The sequence below is a fragment of the Pseudomonadota bacterium genome, from assembly GCA_039028155.1.
GTDB lineage: Bacteria > Pseudomonadota > Alphaproteobacteria > SP197 > SP197 > JANQGO01.
In genome coordinates this window covers 25930-44572 of sequence record JBCCIS010000032.1, presented here as the reverse complement: position 1 = coordinate 44572, position 18643 = coordinate 25930, and the positions used below count along the sequence as shown (strand labels likewise).

Genomic DNA, 18643 nt, shown 5'->3' with positions numbered 1-18643 from the left:
GCAAGGAAAACACCATGGCGAAGAAGGAAACCGCTCTCATCGTCGGTGCCGGATCAGGCCTCAGCGCCTCGGTCGCCCGCCTCTTTCAGATCGAGGGCATGGATGTCTCGTTGTCCGCCCGCAACACGGACAAGCTCAAGGACCTCGCCAGCGAGATTGGCGCCAAGACCTATGCTGTCGACGTCGCCGATCCGGCCTCGGTCGCGGCGCTTTTCGAGGCCGTCGACGCCGACACGGGAACTCCGGACGTCGTCGTCTTCAACCCCAGCTACCGCGTGCGCGGGCCGGTCGCTGAACTTGATCCCGAGGAGGTTCGCAAGACGCTGATGATCACCTGCTTCGGCGGTTTTCTGGTCGGTCAGCAGGCGACACGGCGCATGGAGGAAAAGGGCGGCGGCACCATCCTTTTCACCGGTGCGTCGGCCGGCGTGAAGGGGTATCCCAACTCCGCGCCCTTCGCGATGGGCAAGTTCGGTCTGCGCGGTCTGATCCAGAGCATGGCGCGCGAACTGCAGCCCAAGAACATCCACGTCGCGCACTTCGTGATCGACGGCGGCATCGGCAAATCGGACGACGACACCAAGCTCGATCCCGATGCCATCGCCAAGACCTATCTGGATGTCCATCGGCAACACCGCAGTGCCTGGACCTGGGAGGTCGAGCTCAGACCATGGAAGGAAACGTTCTGAGAGCCGCACAATGAAACCGTTCGAGCCGATCGATCCGATCGAGGCGGGGTTCGCCGCCGATGCGCTGGCTGAGGCTGTTGCCCATGCCGAAGCGAACGAGACGTCGTGGCCTCGGGACGTCGGCCAGCACCTGGAGAATGGCCGGTTCCTGGACCGCGAACACGGCGCCATCATTGGACCGACACGTCCGCGCGGCGGCCCCGCCGGTCTGATCGTCCGCGACGGCCGGCTCGTCACAACATGGGGTGATGTCGGACGCGCCGATATGACGTTCAGTGTCACCAAGAGTGTGATGTCGGCGCTCGCCGGCATCGCTTACGACCGCGGCCTGTTGCCCGATCTCGATGCGCCGGTCGCCGAGCTGGTCGACGATGGCGGTTTCGACAGTCCGCAGAACGCATCGATCACGTGGCGCCATCTGCTCCAGCAGACCAGCGAGTGGGAAGGCACCTTGTGGGACAAGCCCGATCTGGTTGACCGCAACCGCGATGTCTCCGGCGGCGACAACAGCCGCAAGGGCGAGCACCGCGACTTGCAGGCGCCGGGTACCTATTGGGAGTACAATGACGTCCGGGTCAACCGGCTCAGCCTGGCCCTGATGCGGTTGTTCAACCAGCCGCTGCCGGTCGTGCTGAAGGAGGCGATCATGGAACCGGTCGGCGCTTCGGACGGCTGGGAGTGGCATGGCTACGAGAACTCGTGGATCGAGCTCGACGGCGAACGCCACCAGTCGGTCTCGGGCGGCGGCCACTGGGGCGGCGGCATGTTTGTCTCAGCCTCGGACCTTGCACGGCTGGGTCTGCTTTACCTGAACGACGGACGGTGGGGCGAGCGGCAGATCCTGACAAAGGCGTGGATCGACCTCACCAGGACACCATGCGACATCTATGCGCCCTATGGCTTCCTTTGGTGGTTGAACACGGGCAGGGCGATGTTTCCGGCCGCGCCGGAGAGCAGCTACTTTGCGTTGGGTTCCGGCGGCCACGTGATCTGGGTTGATCCCGACCGCGACATGGTGGCGGTCATGCGCTGGCTCGACGACGAGGCCCAGGACGGCTTCATCGAACGCACTTTAGCGGCGGCAAGATAGGATCTTTCTGGCGCGCTGCCGCGCGCAACCCCTCACCCCACCCCTCTCAGAGAGAGCGCGGCTTTGTTTCCCTCGCCCCTGGAGGGAGAGGGATGTGAAGGGTTAGGCGCGTAGCGCCTTAGCCGGAGCTGGGTGAGGGGGTATCGCGACCTAGCCCATTGCCGCCAAGCCGGCGAGCATGCGGCGCTGGGTGTCGTGGGCGCGCTGCCAGACATCGCGCTTCCAGGCATCGTCGTCGCCATAGAAGCAGCGGCGGATCTCCGCCTTGATGGCGCGGCCCTGGTCGCTGTCCAGATCGCCGTGGTTGTGCAGCCAGCAGTCGGCGCGCAACGAGCCCAGGACCTCCGGTACAGGCTGCGTGCCATATTCGAGCGTCACCAGAGTATGGCTGGCATGCGGCGAGGCCTCTTTGATGGTCACCGCGTTGACCCCGGTCAGGGGTGCGGAGGTCGAGGACCCATCATCGGTCGATGTCACATCATCGCCGATCCACTGTACGAGGCGGTCGTGGCCAGCCTCGCCGGGCGTGTGATCGGAAATCGGCTCGCCATAGCCATAAGGCCCAAGGCCGGTGTGATAGTCGATGAAACCGACATGACGGGCGCCCGTGGCATGGCGCGCGACGATGTCTCGCATGCGGCCGGCCGACCAGACCTCGAACTGACCGCCGAAGAAGAGGCCTTCCGGGTGAACGTGCTGGCCCTGCGAGATCGCGCCCTGAAGCGCCATGTCGCCATGCTTGTCCGCATAGGCCTGCAGGATCTCGTCGGCCGCGGCGCGCGCGTCGTCCGACCAGTCGGCCGGGCAGATGGCGTGCTGCAGTTCCACATAGCCGTGGTTTTGGGGATAGGGCGCTGAGTGATCGACATGGTTGCGGTTCAGGTCGACATTGTCCTCGTTGACCCGGCGCAGCCACGAAAAGCCGTGGGGATTGATTGCGTGGATCAGCACCATCGCGGTGTTGTCAGGCAGTTCGCCGGCCTGACCAGAGACCAGCGTGCCGACCTGCGCGCCTGAGCCACAGAAACCTTCGACCCCATGGGTCGCCGACATGGTGAAGAGAACGATATCGGCGTCATCGGGCCCGATGCGCACGACATCGGTCGCGATCTCCTCACCCGCCATGCCCTTGTTGGGATTGACGTGATGCTCGGGCTCAAGCCCGGCCTCGGCCGCGGCACCAAGAAACTTGCGCCGCGCGTCGTCATAGGAAGCGGAGAAGTAGTCGCTGGGGTTAGCCATTACGTTGATCCGTTCGAGTGGTGCCAGCCGAAAGCTAGCACGCGCCCAGACGGGGTGTTCAACCCCGGCGTGTCGAATCAGGCGGTCTGGTGGCGCGCGCGTGCGCCGCGCTCGATGGCGGCGGCGGTCAGGCGGTCGATGCTGAGCCGCCAACGCAGCTGCTGCAGGACCGTCATTTCCGATTCCACGATGTCCAGGTCGGCGGCCGCCACGTCGCAGGCCAGCGCATAGGCGGTCTCACGCAGCTTGGCGGGCAGCGCCTCGAAGATGACGGTCAGCACGGTCTCGAAGCCGTCATCCTCGTTCAGCATGGTCGCGCAGGACTGGGCGATCTTGGGCAGCTCGTCCTCGTTAAAGTCCGTGAAGACCGGCAGCCGGCGGACGATGTCGCCAATCGCGTGCAGTTCGCTGTCGGTCATATTGCTGTCGGCCGCCGATACCATGACCATGGTGTAGATAAGCGCGGCGTGGTGGTCGAGCTGCGTCATGGCGCGTCGCTAACCTCTTGAACGTGTTGACGGGATGTCCCCTGAAACAGATGGCTGAATCCGCCCTAACCGCTTGGTGTCTGGCGGACTCGGGGCGGAATGTAGGTATTGAAGAGCCCCTTGTCGAGGGCAGTCGATTCAAGGTTCTTTCGGCAGGAATTCGGCGATATCGGCAATCGCCTGGGCCAGCCCGACGCGCTCTACCTCGACCTCCGCTGGAAAGGCGGTCAGCAGCCTTGAGGGAAGCGCTTTGTCGAGCATGACAAAGACGCCTTTGTCGTCGGCCCGGCGCACCAGCCGCCCGAAGGCTTGGCGCAGGCGCAGCCGGGTCAAAAGATCGTCATAGCGATTGCCGCCAAAGACCTCGCGCCGGGCCTTGTGCACGATATCCGGGCGCGGCCAGGGCACGCGGTCGAAGACGACCAGGCGAAGGGATCGGCCGGGGACATCGACACCATCCCGTACCGCGTCGGTTCCCAGAAGGCAGGAATCGGTCTCGGCGCGGAAGATATCGACCAGGGTGCCCGTATCCATGGCATCGACATGCTGGGCATAGAGTGTCAGGCCCGCGGCATCGAGGTCGGCGGCCATGGTCTTGTGCACGCGGCGCAGGCGGCTGATGGCGGTGAACAAGCCGAGCGCGCCGCCGCCCGCCGCCTTGAACAGCTCGCGATAGGCGGCAGCGACCTGGTCCGGCTGGTTGCGTCCGACATCGGTGATGACGAAGACGCGGGTCTGGGTGGCGTAGTCGAAGGGTGAGAGCACCTCCGCCACGTCAGCCGGTTCGGCCAGATGACGCAGGCCCGTGCGCAGCCGCGCGGAATCCCAGTCGTCGGTTTCCTCATCGCCGGCGCGGTCGCGCAAGGTCGCGGAGGTGATGATAAGGCCGTGACTGCGTTCGGCGACGTGGTTGGCGAAGGGCAGGCCGGGATCGCGCCAGTGCCGGTGCATACCGACATCAAGCTCGCGGCCATCGATGCGGTCCAGGCTAAACCAGTCGACAAAGGCCTCCGGTGTTTCCTGTTCGAGCTCCGCCAGCATGCGACGCCATGCCGCGAGCGTGACCAAACCGCGCCGCTTGAGGCCGCGGATCACCGCTTCCATGCGTACCCGCGTCGATGACTCCAGGCTGTCCGCATTGTCGTCCAACTGGGCCTTGATGTTCTGGGCCAACCGCAGCAGCGGCTCGAGCAGATCCTGAAGCGCGCCATCCAGGACGCGCGCCGCGTCGATCAGCCCGTCGACGGCGGGCGTCACCTGGCACTCCAGGTTATAGCCGCGATCGTCCTCGCCGACGCGGGCCAGGACCTGGCGGCGGATATGGGCCAGGAACTTTTCGGCCGGTGTGCGCGGCACCTCGTCCACCAAGCGCTGGCGCCAGCCCTCCGCCGGCAGGCAGCGGGCTGCCTGGAGCGCGGCCTGAAGATGCTCAAGCCCCTCGTCGTCGATCAGGTCGGAGACGCGCCGCTCCAGACCGCGCGCTCGGGTGCGCCTGCCCTCCGCGCCCAGGATCCAGCGGCGCAGTTCGGCGCCTTCCATGCCGGTGATATGGGCGGAGAAAGCGCCATCGGCGGCGTCGAACAGGTGATGTCCCTCGTCGAAGATGTAGCGGGTCGGCAGCAGACCGTCGTTGTCGTCCTCGGCCATGGCGGCCTGGATCAGGACCAGCGCGTGGTTGGCGACGACGATGTCGGCGCGCCGCGCCTTGCGGATCGAACGCTCGATATAGCAGCGGCGGTAGTGTGGGCAGGCCGAATAGATGCATTCGCCGCGTTGATCGGTCAGCGCCAGCGTGCGCCGTGTTCCCAGGATGTCGGTCAGCCAGGACGGAAAGTCGCCGCCGACCATGTCGCCGTCGCGGGTCGCCACCGCCCAGCGCGCGACCAGACCCAATGCCACCGCATCGGACACGCGGCCGCCGAGCGCCTGGACGGCGTTCTCCATGTTCAGCAGGCACAGATAGTTTTCGCGCCCCTTGCGTACGACGACACGGCGTGACTTTTCGGCGGGGTCCGGGAACAGGCGGTCGAGTTCCTGGTCGACCTGGCGCTGCAGGTTCTTGGTAAAGGTGCTGATCCAGACGGCCCCGTCGTTCTTCCTGGCCCAAACGCTGGCTGGCGCGATGTAGCCCAGCGTCTTGCCGACGCCGGTGCCTGCCTCGGCCAGCACCGCATGGGGATGACCGGTGCGCTCGCGCGGCTGAAACGCCGGGATCAGCGCTGCCGCATAGTCAGCCTGCTGGGGCCGCGCCTCGGCACCGTCGCCGAGCAGTTCGGCGAGGCGCAGGCGGGCTTCGTCCTCAGTAACCGGGTTGTGGCCAGGTGGCGTGCGCGGCGCTGTCTCGTCCCACTCATCAATCTGGTGCCACACATCCAGTCCGGCCCGGACCGTCGGTTCGGCGCGCAGCGCGAACAAAACGGCGTCCGCCCAAAGCCAGCCGCCGCGTCCCATGGCGGCGGCGACGGCCTGGGCTTTCTCCCGTTCATCGGCGACCAGGCCAAGCAGGTCGTCGAGCAGGATCTGGGCGGCGCGCCGCAGCACCAGCGCCTGGTCGGCGAGATCGTGGGGCAAGGCGATGGCAAGCGCCTCGGCCATGCCATGGGGCGTCGGCACGCAGAACTGGGCCGGGCGCACGAACGCCCACAACTCCAGAAGATCAAGTGCCGGCGCATCACGCGCGCCGATGCGCCGGCGCAGCGACGCGGCGTGGCAAACCAGCGGTGCCGGACCGGCTTCCCAGCGCCGGCGCGCGTCGGCGGCGGTCAGCTCATCGATCTCGCCGTCGCCGTTCAACAGCAAGGCGCCCGCGGTTCCGGCGACCAGAACGTCGGCGGCGCGTTGACCGGGCAGGGCGTCGGCATCGTGAAGCATGGGCCAGCACTATAGCCTGAGTGGGCGCACGGCCAGCCGAATCAAGCGTCGAAGAGGCGCTGGTGCTTAGTCCTGTATCGAGCGTGTCGCGTCGTCGAAGATCTTGGTCGTGACGCTGGTGACCGTGCCGGGATCCAGGCACCGCAGGTTGACGCTGATATCGTTCGGGTGCGAGCGGGGGATATAGAACGACTTGATGCCGCAGGCCGAGCAGAAGTAGTGCTTTGCGATGCCTGTGTTGAACGTATAGAGCGTCAAGTACTCGTCACCCTGGGTCAGTTCAAAATCTGATGTTGGCACGATCAGGTGCAGATAGCCGATCATCTGACAAAGCGTGCAGTTGCAGTCCAGAACCGTCACATCCGACGGCGCGGAGACGCGGAACCGGACCTTGCCGCAGTGGCAGCCGCCTTCGTGTTGCATCGCGTGACCTTCCGATTTCGAGGGTAGGCGATGTAAGCACGTCGCGGCGCCGGTGTCATGACGCCGGCGCGCACCAGGATTGCTGCTTTGTGGGCGAGCGCTCCACACTCAATTCATGCTATGATTGCTTGCGGCCGACGGATTGTGGGGGATTGAGTTCATGATTGCGCTTCTGTTTGCGTTGTTCGCTGTGGCGATGGTGTTGGCGTGGTTCGACCGCTGGCGGTCGGCCTATTGGTTGTTCGCGGTGTCGCTCCTGTTGAGCATCTACTGGTTCGACTACCACGCGACGACAACACTCGAAATCAAGCTGTGAGGGCCGGGCGATGATTGTTGCACCGCATCCGTCACGGACCCTGAATGCCATTGGCCTTCTGGTCATCTGTTTCATCCTGATCGCGGCCTATGCCTTTCAGTTCGCGCTCGGCGAGCTGCCGTGTCCGCTCTGCCTGCTACAGCGGGTCGGACTGGTCGCGGTTGGTTTCGGCCTGTCGCTCAACCTGATCTATGGCGCCAAACCGCACCATTACGGCATCATGCTGATCGGCGGGCTGTTCGGCATGTCCGTCTCGATCCGCCAGATCCTGCTGCATATCGTTCCGGGCACCGGCGCCTACGGTTCGCCGTTCCTGGGTCTGCATTACTACACCTGGGCGGGCCTCGCCTTCTTCCTGGTGCTGGTCGGCACCGCAATCATGTTGCTGTTCGAAGGTCAGTACAAAACACCGCTGAAGGATCAGCCGGGCCACGAAAAATTCGGCGGCCACAAGCTCGCCAAGTTCGCTTTCGTCCTGATGCTGGTGCTGGTGCTGGCAAACGCGGTCTCGACGCTGATCGAATGCGGACCCGGCATTTGCGCCGATCCGCCGACCGATTACAGGCTGATCGAGGATCTGGAAGGCAGTGGTTAACGGCGGGTATGTGACCGCAATCAATTGACGCCCGGGCGCTCTCCACCTAGTTTCCGCCGCGCTTTCTTTAGTTGGAGGATAGACCGATGGCGTCGCTGCGCGAGCTCGCCCAGGACAGCAAAGCATGGCCGTTCGAGGAAGCGCGCAAGCTGATCAAACGGCTCGACGGCAAGCTGCCTGAGAAGGGCTACGTGCTGTTCGAGACCGGTTACGGTCCCTCCGGTCTGCCACATATCGGCACGTTCGGCGAGGTCGTGCGCACGACCATGGTGCGTCACGCTTTCTCGGTCCTCAGCGACATGCCGACACGCCTCTTTGCGTTCTCCGACGACATGGACGGCCTGCGCAAGGTGCCGGACAACGTGCCGAACAAGGACGTCATGGAGCAGTACATCGGCCAGCCGTTGACCAAAGTGCCCGATCCCTTCTCGAATGAGTACGACAGCTTCGGCCACCACAACAACGCGCGCCTGCGTGCGTTCCTTGACCAGTTCGGATTTGAGTACGAGTTCCAAAGCTCGACCGACTGGTACAACAGTGGTCGGTTCGACGGCGAACTCCTGAACGTGCTGCGCCATTACGACGACGTCATGGCGATCATGCTGAAGACCTTGCGCGAGGAACGGCGCCAGACTTATTCGCCGTTCCTGCCGATCTCGCCTAAGACCGGCAAGGTGCTCCAGGTGCCGACGATCGCGACCGATCCGGACGCTGGCACGATCACGTTCGAAGACGAGGACGGCACGGTGGTCGAACAGCCGGTCACCGGCGGCCACTGCAAGCTCAACTGGCGCCCGGACTGGGCGATGCGCTGGAAGGCGCTGGATGTCGACTACGAGATGTCGGGCAAGGACCTGATCGATTCGGTCAAGGTCGCCAACACAATTCTGAAAGTCCTGGGCGGCAAGCCGCCGGCCGGTTTCCACTATGAACTCTTCCTGGACGAGGATGGCGAGAAGATCTCGAAGTCGCGCGGCAACGGCCTCACCATCGAGGAATGGTTGCGCTACGGCACAGAGGATAGCCTCTCTCTCTTCATGTATGTGAAGCCCCGTACAGCGAAGCGCCTCTTCTTCGACGTCATTCCGAAGAACGTCGACGACTACGCGGCCTACACGGCGCAATACGCCGGCGATGACGACCCGGCCAAGCGCATCGACAATCCGCTGTGGCACATCCATAACGGCGACCCGTCGCTTGCCGAACAGCCGCTGAGCTACGCGGTGCTGCTGAACCTGGCGAGCGTGTGCAACGCCGAGGACAGGAGTGTCCTGTGGGGTTTCATCAGCCGCTATCTGCCTGGTACGACGGCGGAAACTGCGCCTTTGCTCGACCAGCTCGCCGGGCTCGCGGTCAACTACTATCAGGACTTCGTCAAGCCCCAGCGCGTGTTCCGCGCGGCGAGCGACATGGAGAAGAACGCCATAGAAGATCTGGCGGGACGAATTGCGGCGCTGCCGGACGATGCGGACAGCGAGACGATCCAGGCCGAGGTCTACGCGGTCGGCAAGGAACACGGCTTCGATCCGCTGCGGGCCTGGTTCAAGGCGCTCTACGAGGTCCTGCTGGGCCAGAGCCAGGGGCCGCGCTTCGGCTCGTTCGTGGCGCTCTATGGTCGTAGCGAGACCCTGGCGCTGATCGAGGAGGCGTTGCGCGGCGACCTCGTCGCGGGCGGCGCGCCGGCGGCATGATGGACCGGGCGCTCGTCGGGCTCGTTGCATTGGTGACCGGCTCGGCGGACGGTATCGGCAAGGCGATCGCCTACCGGCTGGCCGAGCAAGGCGCGTCGATCATCCTGCACGACATCAAGACCGACAAGCTCGCGGCGACCGCAACGGAAATCCGCGACCTCGGCGTCGATGTCGCAACCATAGCCGTCGATATCCGCGATGCAGCGGCGATGCGCTCGACCTACGATGACGCCGTCGCCCAGTTGGGCGATGTCGCCCTTCTGGTCAACAACGCCGGCGTCGGGTTGATGGGACCGGGTGACCTGGTCGATGTCACGGAGGAAGACTTCGACCGCATGTTCGCTGTGCACGTGAAGGGCGCCTTTCAGGTCACACAGATGGTGGTGCCGGGCATGAAGCAGCGCGGCTTCGGTCGCATCGTCAACATCGCGTCCAACCGGGGGCAGGTCGGGTTTACCTCGGGGTCGCACTATTCGGGCGCCAAGGCGGCACTGATTGGCCTGACCAAGGCCTGGGCCAAGGAACTGGCGCCATCGGGTATCCAGGTCAACGCCATCGCGCCGGGTGTGGTGAAGACGCCGATGACCATGGCGCACGGTATCGACGCAGTGCACGAGGAAGCCCAGGACAACCTGATCAAGCGCTGGGCCGAACCCGACGAGATCGCCGCCACGGCTGTCTTTCTGATGTCGCCCGACGGTGCCTATTACACCGGCCAGGTGTTGTGTCCCAACGGCGGTGATCCGGTGGTCGGCATTTAGGGCCTCTCTGCTTCTCCCGCGACGGAAGGCGACCAGAGCAGATCGCATTCTATCTGAATCGCTTGCGATCTAGATAGAATGCGTGAATCTGCTCTAATTATGTGATCGAGAGCGGATTCACGCGATTAACGAGAGCCGCTCGATGGCTCTGATTAATTGCGATCCGCTCTAAGGTGTCACGACACGTCGATACCGAGGGTCGAAACGCCGCGCGGCTGTCGATAGGGGATCGGGGGTACGTCACGTGATCAGCAGCGAAAGCCGCAAGTGGTGGGTGTTGATCGCCTTGGGCGCGGTTGCCGGGCTGTTGCTGCTCGACGAGACGGTGGTCGGTGTTGCCCTGCCGTCCATGCGGCAGGACCTTGGTATGACTCAGACCCAGGCCCACTGGGTTATCAGCGTCTACTTCCTAGCCTTCACGGCATTCGCCGCGGTTTGCGGCAAGTTGGGCGACATCATCGGCTTCAAGAACGTTGTCTTGGTTGGCGGAACTCTGTTCGGCTTGGCTTCGGTGGTCTGCGGTTTCGCCTCCGATGGCGCGGTCCTGATCGCGGCGCGTGCCGTTCAGGGACTCGGCGCGGCCGTCTTATTCCCGGCCTCCATGGCCATGGTCGCGGTTGCCTTCCCGCCCGAGCAACGCGGCATGGCCATTGGTGTCTACGGCGCCATTGCCACCATATTCATGGCGACCGGTCCGCTGGTCGGCGGTCTGCTGACCGAACTGCTGTCGTGGCCGTGGATCTTCTGGATCAACGTGCCCGTGGTGCTCGGGATCATCGTCGTCATCACGTTTGCCTGGGACGACCCGCCGCGTGACAGCGAGCGGCCGCGCCTGGATTACGCCGGTCTTGTCACGCTGGTCGCCGGCCTGGGCATGGTCACCTTCGCCGTCATGCAGGGCGCGAGCTGGGGCTGGACGCAGCCCGTCATTCTCGGCCTGATCGTGGGCGGCCTCGTCGCCATTGTGCTCTTCGTCGTGATTGAAAGCAGGACCGAGACGCCCTTGCTGGAGGTCGATCTTTTTCGTTCCGCCTCGTTCAGCGCAACGACCTTGGTGCTCTTCATCGGTCAGTACTGCAAGCTTGTCGTCGTCGTCTTTGGCGCGGTTTATCTCCAGGATGCTTTGGGCATGAGCCCACTGACTACCGGGTTTGCGCTGTTGGTTGCGGTGGCGGGTTTCCCCATTCTCACTGGCCCCGTGGGCCGCATCGCCGACAAACACGGCGCCAGGCGACCTGTCCTGGCCGGTCTGGCGGTCGCCACCGTGGCGATGGCCTGGCTTGGCGTGGCATCCACGTGGGACGATTATCTCCTGCTGTTGCCCGGCCTGATCGGCTGGGGCCTTAGCATGCCGTTTTGTTATGTCCCGGCATTGCGTTTGATCGCCAATTCGGTGGCGCCGGAAAAGCAGGGTCAGGCCAGCGGCATCAGCGCGACGTCGCGCCTTGTTGGCGGGACGGCCGCCGTGTCGATTTCCAGCACGGTTGTCGTGGCGACCGGCAGCTTCGCGATTGTCTTTCTGGTGACGGCCGCGCTGATGCTCGTGACGTTGTTGTTCGGCTGGGCGGCGATCGAACAACGGCGCCGCGGTGTGGACTGACCCGTAAAGCGCGACTTGGTAGAGTTGCCCGGTATTGCTCACCGGCTGCGGTGATGCGGCCGGCCTATCGCCGGGACGATGCTCGGACGATTTGAACCCAGCCAGCGAGGGATCGGGCATGGCGCTCGATCAGGAGGAGTTTGATTCAGTCCGACCCTGATGACGGAGGATGCTCAAGAGGGCCAATGCTTGAAGATTTTGTCTCGGACGTGAAAGACCTGTTGCAACCGGAACAGATTCTGGCGGGAAAAGACGAGATTGCTAAGCAGGTGGAGAACGTCACGTCATATGACGTCGACGTGCCCCTGATCCTCTATCCTGAATCGGCTGAAGAGGTGCGCCACATCGTCCTGGCCGCGAACCGGTTCAAAGTCGGTTTGCAACCATACAGTACGGGGAAGTCCTGGGGGCTTGGGTCCAAGCTGTCGACGCGAGGCGGGCTCGTGCTTGTCGACCTCCATCGGATGAACAAGATCATCGACGTGAATGAGGATTTCGGTTACGCGATTATCGAACCTGGCGTTACGCAGCGTCAGCTCTTCACGCATCTCCAAGAGAACGGCTCGGGCTATATCTGTGACTCAACGGGGTCCGGCGCAGAAACGAGCGTCTTGGGAAACGCGCTCGATAAGGGCGTGGGGTACAATGTAGAGCGCTTCAAGCAACTGACTAATCTTGAGATCATCTTAGGGGATGGCCGGATGTTCAAGACCGGCTTTGGGCACTACGAGGGGTGTAGAGCAGTCCATACGTTTCCCGATGGTATTGGCCCTTCCTATCTTCGGATGTTTCTGCAGTCGAATTTCGGCATCGTTGTCCGCGCCACGGTCCAGCTGCTGCCACGGCCGGAAAAGAACTGCATGTTTATCACCGTTCTGAAGAGCAAAGACCACCTTGGTGAGGCGATTGGAGCGCTCAAGAAACTCAAACAACGGAACGTCGTGACCTCGGTGACCCATTACTATGAAAAACTGCGCGTGCAGAACGGTCTCGCTCCGGTGCTCCATCAAGAGCTTGAGGACCAGGGAGTTCAGTTAAGCCGCGAGGAGGTCATGGCGTTTCTTGACCGCTACACCTTCGGCGACGGCATGATCTTTTCGAACATCGGCGGCTCCAAACATCATGTGAGGGCAGCGCGAAGAGCCCTGAGGGCGCTGCGGCCCTATGGGAGGACGTTCTATGTCACCGACGGGCTGATTTCGCTTGGGCTCTCTGCCACCAAGCTTGTCGGCTGGAAGAAGATGCATTGCTTTGTGAAGTCTTGCGCCGGGTTTTACGGCATGGCCCTGGGAGAGCCGACCGATCAGACGCTGATGAGCCTTTACTGGTCGACCGCGACCGAGCTTCCCGACGGTTGGACTAACCCCGATCACACCGATATCGGCATGCACTTCATCGTCCCGACCGTTCCAATGGACGTCAAGCTGGTACAAGAGGCGGACGCCATCGTCCACGAGGTCAACGCGCACTACAAGAAGGTGGAGGCGAGTTACGCGTTCGGGCTCGTGGATGACAAGACCACCCAGTTCAGCATCTCGACCCATTTCGATCGCAATGATGATGAAGCGCGTGACGAATCATATGCTCTGGCCAAGGAACTCAATCAGGCATTCATGAAGGCCGGGTTCCATCCCAACCGCCTGTTTGTCGGTTTCATGGATCTTGCCGTCGATCCAGACGACGTGTTCTGGCAGGTCACACGGGATATCAAGTCGGTTCTCGATCCAAATGGCATCATCGCGCCGGGGCACTTCAACCTTGCCTGACCAACGCCACGGTATAGAGGCAGCCGAAAGACGTGGGAGTTTCGAAGTCGATTCGGCGTTTCCCCGCATGGGGTTCAACCGCGCCCCCTCTCTAAGCGCTGGTCCCCTCGCGGGGTGCTGACGACGGCTGATCACGAGGATGACTGCGCGACGATCCAATCGCGGAAACGCGCGACCTCCGGCCGCGCGACGGCGCCCGGTGTCGTGACGAGGTCGTAGCCGATGTCGGTAACGGCGATTTGGGGAAGTGGGTTGACGAGCAGCTTGGCGTCGACGAGATCGCGCAGAATGGGCGCGCTTCCCAGGACAACGCCCTGACCGGCAATGGCCGCCTGAAGTGCCAGATTGTAGTCGCTGAAGCGCAGCCCGTGGCTGGGCCGAACATGCGGCGCGCCGACTTCGCCGAGCCAGTGACGCCAGCTGTTCCATTGGGCCGTGACCGACGCCCAGCGGGACTGCGAGAGATCCCAACGCAGCAAAGGCACCCGTTCGAGATCTTCGATGCGCCGCAGACCTGGCTCGCCATTGGCCAGGGAGGGGCTGCAATAGGCGGCGAACGTTTCATCGAACAGACGCTGGCAGTGGAGGCTTTCGTCACGCGGCACGCCGAAGCGAATGGCGATATCGGCCGCCCCGCTTCTGAGGTCGGCGATCTGTGTCGAGGAGTCGACCAACACGTCGATGCCCGGGTTGTCCGCTTTGAAGGACTCCAGGCGGGGGACGAGCCAGACTGCCGCGAAGGATGGATCGCTCGTGACGATAAGACGCCCGCCGCCATCGGCGTGACGCATCGTCTCGACCGCATCGATGATCTGGCGAAACCCCCTGGAAAGATCGTGAAGTGCCGCAGCGCCGGTCTCGGTCAGCGCGAGACCGCGTCCGCGGCGCTCAAGCAGCGCTGTCCCCATCGTCTCTTCGAGCTTGCGCACGAGCTGCTTGACCGCGGCCGGACTGACGCTGAGCTCTTCGGCGGCTTTGCGGTAGTTCAGATGTCGCGCCACAGTCTCAAAGGCGCGCAGCGCGTTTAGGGACGGCAGCCAGGATTCCATAAAGGTAAGATTATCTAACTTCTAACGTCAGCACAAATGCCTTGGTAAATCCCGCCTTCTGTCGATACTGAGGCGATCTTTGTTGTTGGCCATCCGGTTCCTCAACATGTCCTTCTCGGTAAGAAAACCTTCATTCTGTAGCTATGGGAGGTGAAGTGCCATGAGCGAGTCCATTCACGGCGATGCCAGCCGGACCGTACCCATCAGCGCCAGGCGGTTCGAGCAGTCGCCCTACTTTCCCTGCTACAGCAGGCCGGACATGGTGTGCGGTGTCTACGCCGGGCGCCTCTATCCGATGTTCAATGGCGACGATCCCGCTGAGAAGTATTGGGCGCTGCGGCGCCGGGCAGCGATCTACGACGTGCCGGAGCGGCCGGTAGAGATCTCGGGGCCCGACGTCGTGCCGTTCCTGGAAAAGGTCTTCGCCCGGCACGTCGGGACGCTGAAGGAAGGGCGCGGGCGTTACGCGATCGCCTGCACACCGCAAGGCGGCATTTTCATGGATGGGCTTTTGTTCAAGCTCGCAGAGAACCGCTTCTGGTATGTGCAGCCCGACGGCGCGCTGGAGACCTGGCTGGTCGCCCACAGCGGCGGTTACGACATCACGGTCAGCGATCCGAAGTCGCGGGTGCTCCAGATCCAAGGACCGGCATCGTTGGAGATCATGCGCGCGGCGTCCGACGGCGCCATCGACGAGAGCATGGGGTACTTCCATGCTGGCTTCTTCGACCTGGGCGGCCAGGAGCTCTATGTCTCACGGACCGGCTGGACCGGCGAGCTTGGCTACGAGGTCTATAGCCAGGGCGATAAGACAGAATATCAGCGGCTGTGGGATCATCTGACGGCGGCCGGCGAGCCGCACGGCATGGCGTTTTCCAGCGGTAGCTCAATGGAGATTCGTCGCTTGGAGGCCGGCATCCTGGACAACATCACCGACATGGATTGGTCCATGACGCCGTTCCAGGCCGGGCTGGAACGCTTCATCGACATGGACAAGAACGACTTCATCGGTCGCGACGCCTTGGTCGATGCCGACCGGGCGACGCGGATCTATGGCGTGAAATCGACAGACGCGATGCCGGTCATGAACGGCGACGTGCTTGACGGTGACCGGGTGGTCGGGCGCACGACCGCCGGCGCCTATTCGCCCTTTCTCAAGACCAATATCGGCTACGTGCAGTTCGGCGAAGCGGGCGACTGGTCGGGTCGCCGATTGACCCTGGGAAAGCAGGACGGAACGAGCCATGCCTGCGAGATCGTCGATCTGCCGTTCTACGATCCAGAAAAGAAGATCGCGCGCGGCCTGGACAAGACAATTCCCTGACGGCGCCCTGCCGCCGGGCGGGCTTCACGCCTTGTCAGAGAGGGCGTTCCAGTCGGCGGCGCTGATGTCGCGACCGGGATAGGCGACGTTCTCGAACGGCCAGTCCCGAGTGATCCACGCTTTGACATTCGCATAGAGTTCGTCGTCGAGACCGCTGTCCAGCTCGGACGCGCGGACCCACAGCACGACCATGGCGTCATAACCCTGCTTGATGCTGGGATTGATATAGACACAGCCCAGGCAGACCGACTCGTCCGGCGCCATCATGGTGTAAGCGAACGAGGAGCGGATCGTGAACTCGCGCTGATGCCAGGCCAGATCGACCAGGTCTTCTTCCAGCGTCAGCCCTTCCGGCCAGGTGCTGCCGGAGACGTCACTGTAGCTGCCTTTCAGATGATCCTTGCTCGACATGACGGCGTCGTAGTCCTTGACCAGATCGTGGATGGTCAGCATGCGCAGGATGAAACGATCGGTTTCCAGCCTCTCCGGTATGTCGAACGCGGTCGGCACGAAGGGTTTGTGATGGTTCATGTCGGATTCCTTCGAAACGAATCAGCTAAGCTGGCCGGTGCTGTCGTCGATGGTCTCGGCACCGATGAAACGCCGGAGGCGCTCCAATTCGGCCTGGCACGCCAGGACGCGACCCTTGCCGGCCTTGACCTTCGGTTCCCACCACAGGCCGTTGACCGCCAGCCGGCCCTCGGCGCGATGGTGTTTCATGTCGATGCGGCCGACAAAGCGCTCGCCCTCCAGGATCGGCAGCACGTAGTAGCCGTATTGCCGTTTCGCCTGGGGTACGAAGGCTTCGAAACGATAGTCGAAGCCAAACAGGCGCTGGGCACGGTTGCGGTCGCGAATGACCGGATCGAACGGGCTCAGGAAGCGCAACCGCGCTGCCGGCTCGCGCACGCGCGCCAGTCGGTCTTCCAGGTCGCGCCAGGCGAACGCCGCGCGTGGTTTGCCTCGGTCGGCCGGGGCGACCTCGACAACCTGCAGCCGGTCCTTGTTTTCCGCGCACCATGTTTTCGCGACATCCGGCGAAAAGGCGTCCCAGAACTGAGCGAGCTCGCCGGGCGTTGCCGTGCCCAGACGGTCGAGCGCCGCCGAGCAGTGCCAGTCGACGCATTGCTGCCAATCCGGTTCGGGTTCGTGATGTTCGCCCGGGATGATGCGTTCGGCGAGGTCATAGACCTTCTGGAAGTTGATGCGCTTGGCGACGGCCAGTTCGCCGGTCAGCCACAGGTACTCCAGCGCTGCTTTCGACGGACCCCAATGCCACCAGCCGCCTTTGACGCCGTTGTGCTCGTCATCAGTGAAGTCGCGCGACATCGATTGACCGTTTTCGCGCACGTGATCGATCAGCCTGGCGATGACCTCATGGCCGTTCTCGCCGACTCGTTCATTAAACCAGGCGTTGGCGTGCAGCTCGTCGCGGCGGCGCGTGAACCGGTGCTTCCAATAGGGATAGAACCGGGTCGGGATGACCGACGCGTCGTGGGTCCAGTTCTCGAACAGCAGCCGATCCTTTTCGATCAGCCGCTCCAGATGGCGCGGACGATAGGTCTGATAGCGCGAATAGAGCGTCAGATGATGGGCACGCTCGACGGTCGAGATGCTGTCGAGCTGGACGAAGCCCATGCGCTCGATCAAGTCATAGAGCGCGTCCTTGGTGAGCTTCAGGTGGCAAGGATCGGCCAGACCCTGCAGGTCCATGAACAGATGGCGGGCCTGCCGGTTGCTGAGCTGAAGGGGCATCTCGGTCATGGCCCCAGTCCTACTAACTTCTGGGGCGCGATGCCAGCGGCCGCTTGCCTACCTGCTGACACCTGCTGTCTTTGTCCGGCATCCGCGCTAGGCTTGGCCTAACGTGCCGCCATGATCCAATCGGGCCAGATCGGCGAACCATTGAAACCCTAATGCAACACTTCGCCGGGTTGCCCTGCCGGTCTGCCGGTGCCATCTAGCGGGTGTCAAACGGGGGAAGGAACATGCTTGTTTTGCAAAGGTTTCTTGCGGTCGTCATCGTGGCTGCCGCGGCTCTGACGGTCGGAACACCAGCGATGGCCGCCGAGCCGGTCGGCGAGGTGACACGGCTGCAGGCCGAGGCAACCGCCAAGAACGTCGACGAAAACCGCACGCTTCAATCGGGTTCGGACATCTTTGACGGCGATGTGCTGTCGACGGGCCGCCAGGCGCGCCTTGAAGTGACGTTTGTCGACGGCACGGTCGTCACGCTCGGCCAGAACGCCGTGCTCGAGGTCACCGACTTCATCTACGATCCCGATGGCGACAACAGCGTCAGCACGCTGGACATGATCACCGGCGCGTTCCTGATGGCGACCGGTGACATCGGCAAACAGGACCCCGACAACGTCACCGTCAGAACCAATCTGGCGGTGGTCGGCATTCGCGGCACCCAGTTCTGGGGTGGCCCGATCGACGGCAACTACGGTGTTCTGCTGCTGGAAGGTTCGATCTCTGTGACGACCGATGCGGGGACCGTCGTTTTGTCAGCGACGGGCGAGGGCACGACTGTGACCGATGCCGGAACGCCGCCGTCCGATCCAGTCATCTGGCCCGACGACAAAACGGCGCGCGCCTTCGAGACGGTTACGTTCGATCCCTGAGTGTTAGAGGAAGGCGCGTACGAACCGGGGCTTGGAGGTTTGCGTCTGACCCGGGGGGCTGCCGGGCGGCGCAGGGGACTTTGAAGGGCGTCACCCCGGTCCGTCGCGTCA

At 63.3% G+C, this 18643-nt stretch carries 17 protein-coding genes; 10 read left to right on the top strand and 7 right to left on the bottom strand.

Going from position 1 to position 18643, the window contains the following annotated elements; translation table 11 throughout:
- Window positions 1–14 precede the first annotated feature (14 nt).
- Together AAF563_16555 and AAF563_16550 are read left to right on the top strand one after the other, a co-directional pair.
- Window positions 15–689 (top strand): SDR family NAD(P)-dependent oxidoreductase, encoded by a 675-nt coding sequence (locus AAF563_16555; GenBank protein MEM7122894.1) that lies wholly within the window; start codon window positions 15–17, stop codon window positions 687–689.
- Between the two features lie 10 nt (window positions 690–699).
- Window positions 700–1779: a serine hydrolase gene (locus AAF563_16550; protein MEM7122893.1), complete on the top strand. Its 1080-nt coding sequence runs from the start codon at window positions 700–702 to the stop codon at window positions 1777–1779.
- A gap of 150 nt (window positions 1780–1929) precedes the next feature.
- Here the strand turns inward: AAF563_16550 and AAF563_16545 are convergent, their stop codons facing one another.
- From AAF563_16545 to AAF563_16530, 4 genes are all read right to left on the bottom strand, one after another.
- Entirely contained in the window at window positions 1930–3021 is a 1092-nt protein-coding gene (locus AAF563_16545; protein ID MEM7122892.1) for a M14 family metallopeptidase, read from the bottom strand.
- A 77-nt stretch (window positions 3022–3098) separates the two neighbouring features.
- Window positions 3099–3509, bottom strand: coding sequence for a tellurite resistance TerB family protein (locus AAF563_16540; GenBank protein MEM7122891.1), 411 nt, complete (start codon window positions 3507–3509; stop codon window positions 3099–3101).
- A gap of 138 nt (window positions 3510–3647) precedes the next feature.
- Window positions 3648–6380, bottom strand: coding sequence for an ATP-dependent DNA helicase (locus tag AAF563_16535; GenBank protein MEM7122890.1), 2733 nt, complete (start codon window positions 6378–6380; stop codon window positions 3648–3650).
- Window positions 6381–6446: 66 nt separating this feature from the next.
- Window positions 6447–6803, bottom strand: coding sequence for a GFA family protein (locus tag AAF563_16530; protein MEM7122889.1), 357 nt, complete (start codon window positions 6801–6803; stop codon window positions 6447–6449).
- Window positions 6804–6963: 160 nt separating this feature from the next.
- Here AAF563_16530 and AAF563_16525 point away from each other — a divergent pair, with 160 nt between their 5' ends.
- From AAF563_16525 to AAF563_16500, 6 genes are all read left to right on the top strand, one after another.
- Complete coding sequence (locus tag AAF563_16525) at window positions 6964–7119, top strand: DUF5993 family protein (GenBank protein MEM7122888.1); 156 nt, start codon at window positions 6964–6966, stop codon at window positions 7117–7119.
- A gap of 10 nt (window positions 7120–7129) precedes the next feature.
- Window positions 7130–7714, top strand: coding sequence for a disulfide bond formation protein B (locus tag AAF563_16520; GenBank protein ID MEM7122887.1), 585 nt, complete (start codon window positions 7130–7132; stop codon window positions 7712–7714).
- A gap of 86 nt (window positions 7715–7800) precedes the next feature.
- Window positions 7801–9405 (top strand): lysine--tRNA ligase, encoded by a 1605-nt coding sequence (locus AAF563_16515; GenBank protein ID MEM7122886.1) that lies wholly within the window; start codon window positions 7801–7803, stop codon window positions 9403–9405.
- Window positions 9402–10166: an SDR family NAD(P)-dependent oxidoreductase gene (locus AAF563_16510; protein MEM7122885.1), complete on the top strand. Its 765-nt coding sequence runs from the start codon at window positions 9402–9404 to the stop codon at window positions 10164–10166. Before AAF563_16515 ends, AAF563_16510 begins: the two co-directional genes overlap by 4 nt.
- Window positions 10167–10410: 244 nt before the next feature.
- Window positions 10411–11766 carry an MFS transporter gene (locus tag AAF563_16505; protein ID MEM7122884.1) on the top strand — a complete coding sequence of 452 codons (1356 nt, stop codon included), beginning with the start codon at window positions 10411–10413 and terminating at the stop codon, window positions 11764–11766.
- Between the two features lie 185 nt (window positions 11767–11951).
- Entirely contained in the window at window positions 11952–13532 is a 1581-nt protein-coding gene (locus AAF563_16500; GenBank protein MEM7122883.1) for an FAD-binding protein, read from the top strand.
- A gap of 131 nt (window positions 13533–13663) precedes the next feature.
- Here AAF563_16500 and AAF563_16495 read toward each other — a convergent pair whose 3' ends face one another.
- Window positions 13664–14581: a LysR substrate-binding domain-containing protein gene (locus AAF563_16495; GenBank protein MEM7122882.1), complete on the bottom strand. Its 918-nt coding sequence runs from the start codon at window positions 14579–14581 to the stop codon at window positions 13664–13666.
- 160 nt (window positions 14582–14741) lie between these two features.
- On the opposite strand from AAF563_16495, the gene AAF563_16490 reads away from it, so the two are divergent.
- Window positions 14742–15905, top strand: a complete 1164-nt coding sequence (locus AAF563_16490) for an aminomethyltransferase family protein (protein MEM7122881.1) — start codon at window positions 14742–14744, stop codon at window positions 15903–15905.
- A 24-nt stretch (window positions 15906–15929) separates the two neighbouring features.
- On the opposite strand, the gene AAF563_16485 is transcribed toward AAF563_16490, so the two are convergent.
- Together AAF563_16485 and AAF563_16480 are read right to left on the bottom strand one after the other, a co-directional pair.
- Entirely contained in the window at window positions 15930–16436 is a 507-nt protein-coding gene (locus tag AAF563_16485) for a GNAT family N-acetyltransferase (protein ID MEM7122880.1), read from the bottom strand.
- Window positions 16437–16457: 21 nt separating this feature from the next.
- A complete protein-coding gene (locus AAF563_16480; protein MEM7122879.1) occupies window positions 16458–17669 on the bottom strand; it encodes a crosslink repair DNA glycosylase YcaQ family protein in 1212 nt (403 codons plus the stop codon).
- Window positions 17670–17893: 224 nt separating this feature from the next.
- On the opposite strand from AAF563_16480, the gene AAF563_16475 reads away from it, so the two are divergent.
- Window positions 17894–18532 carry a FecR family protein gene (locus AAF563_16475; protein MEM7122878.1) on the top strand — a complete coding sequence of 213 codons (639 nt, stop codon included), beginning with the start codon at window positions 17894–17896 and terminating at the stop codon, window positions 18530–18532.
- Window positions 18533–18643: the final 111 nt, after the last annotated feature.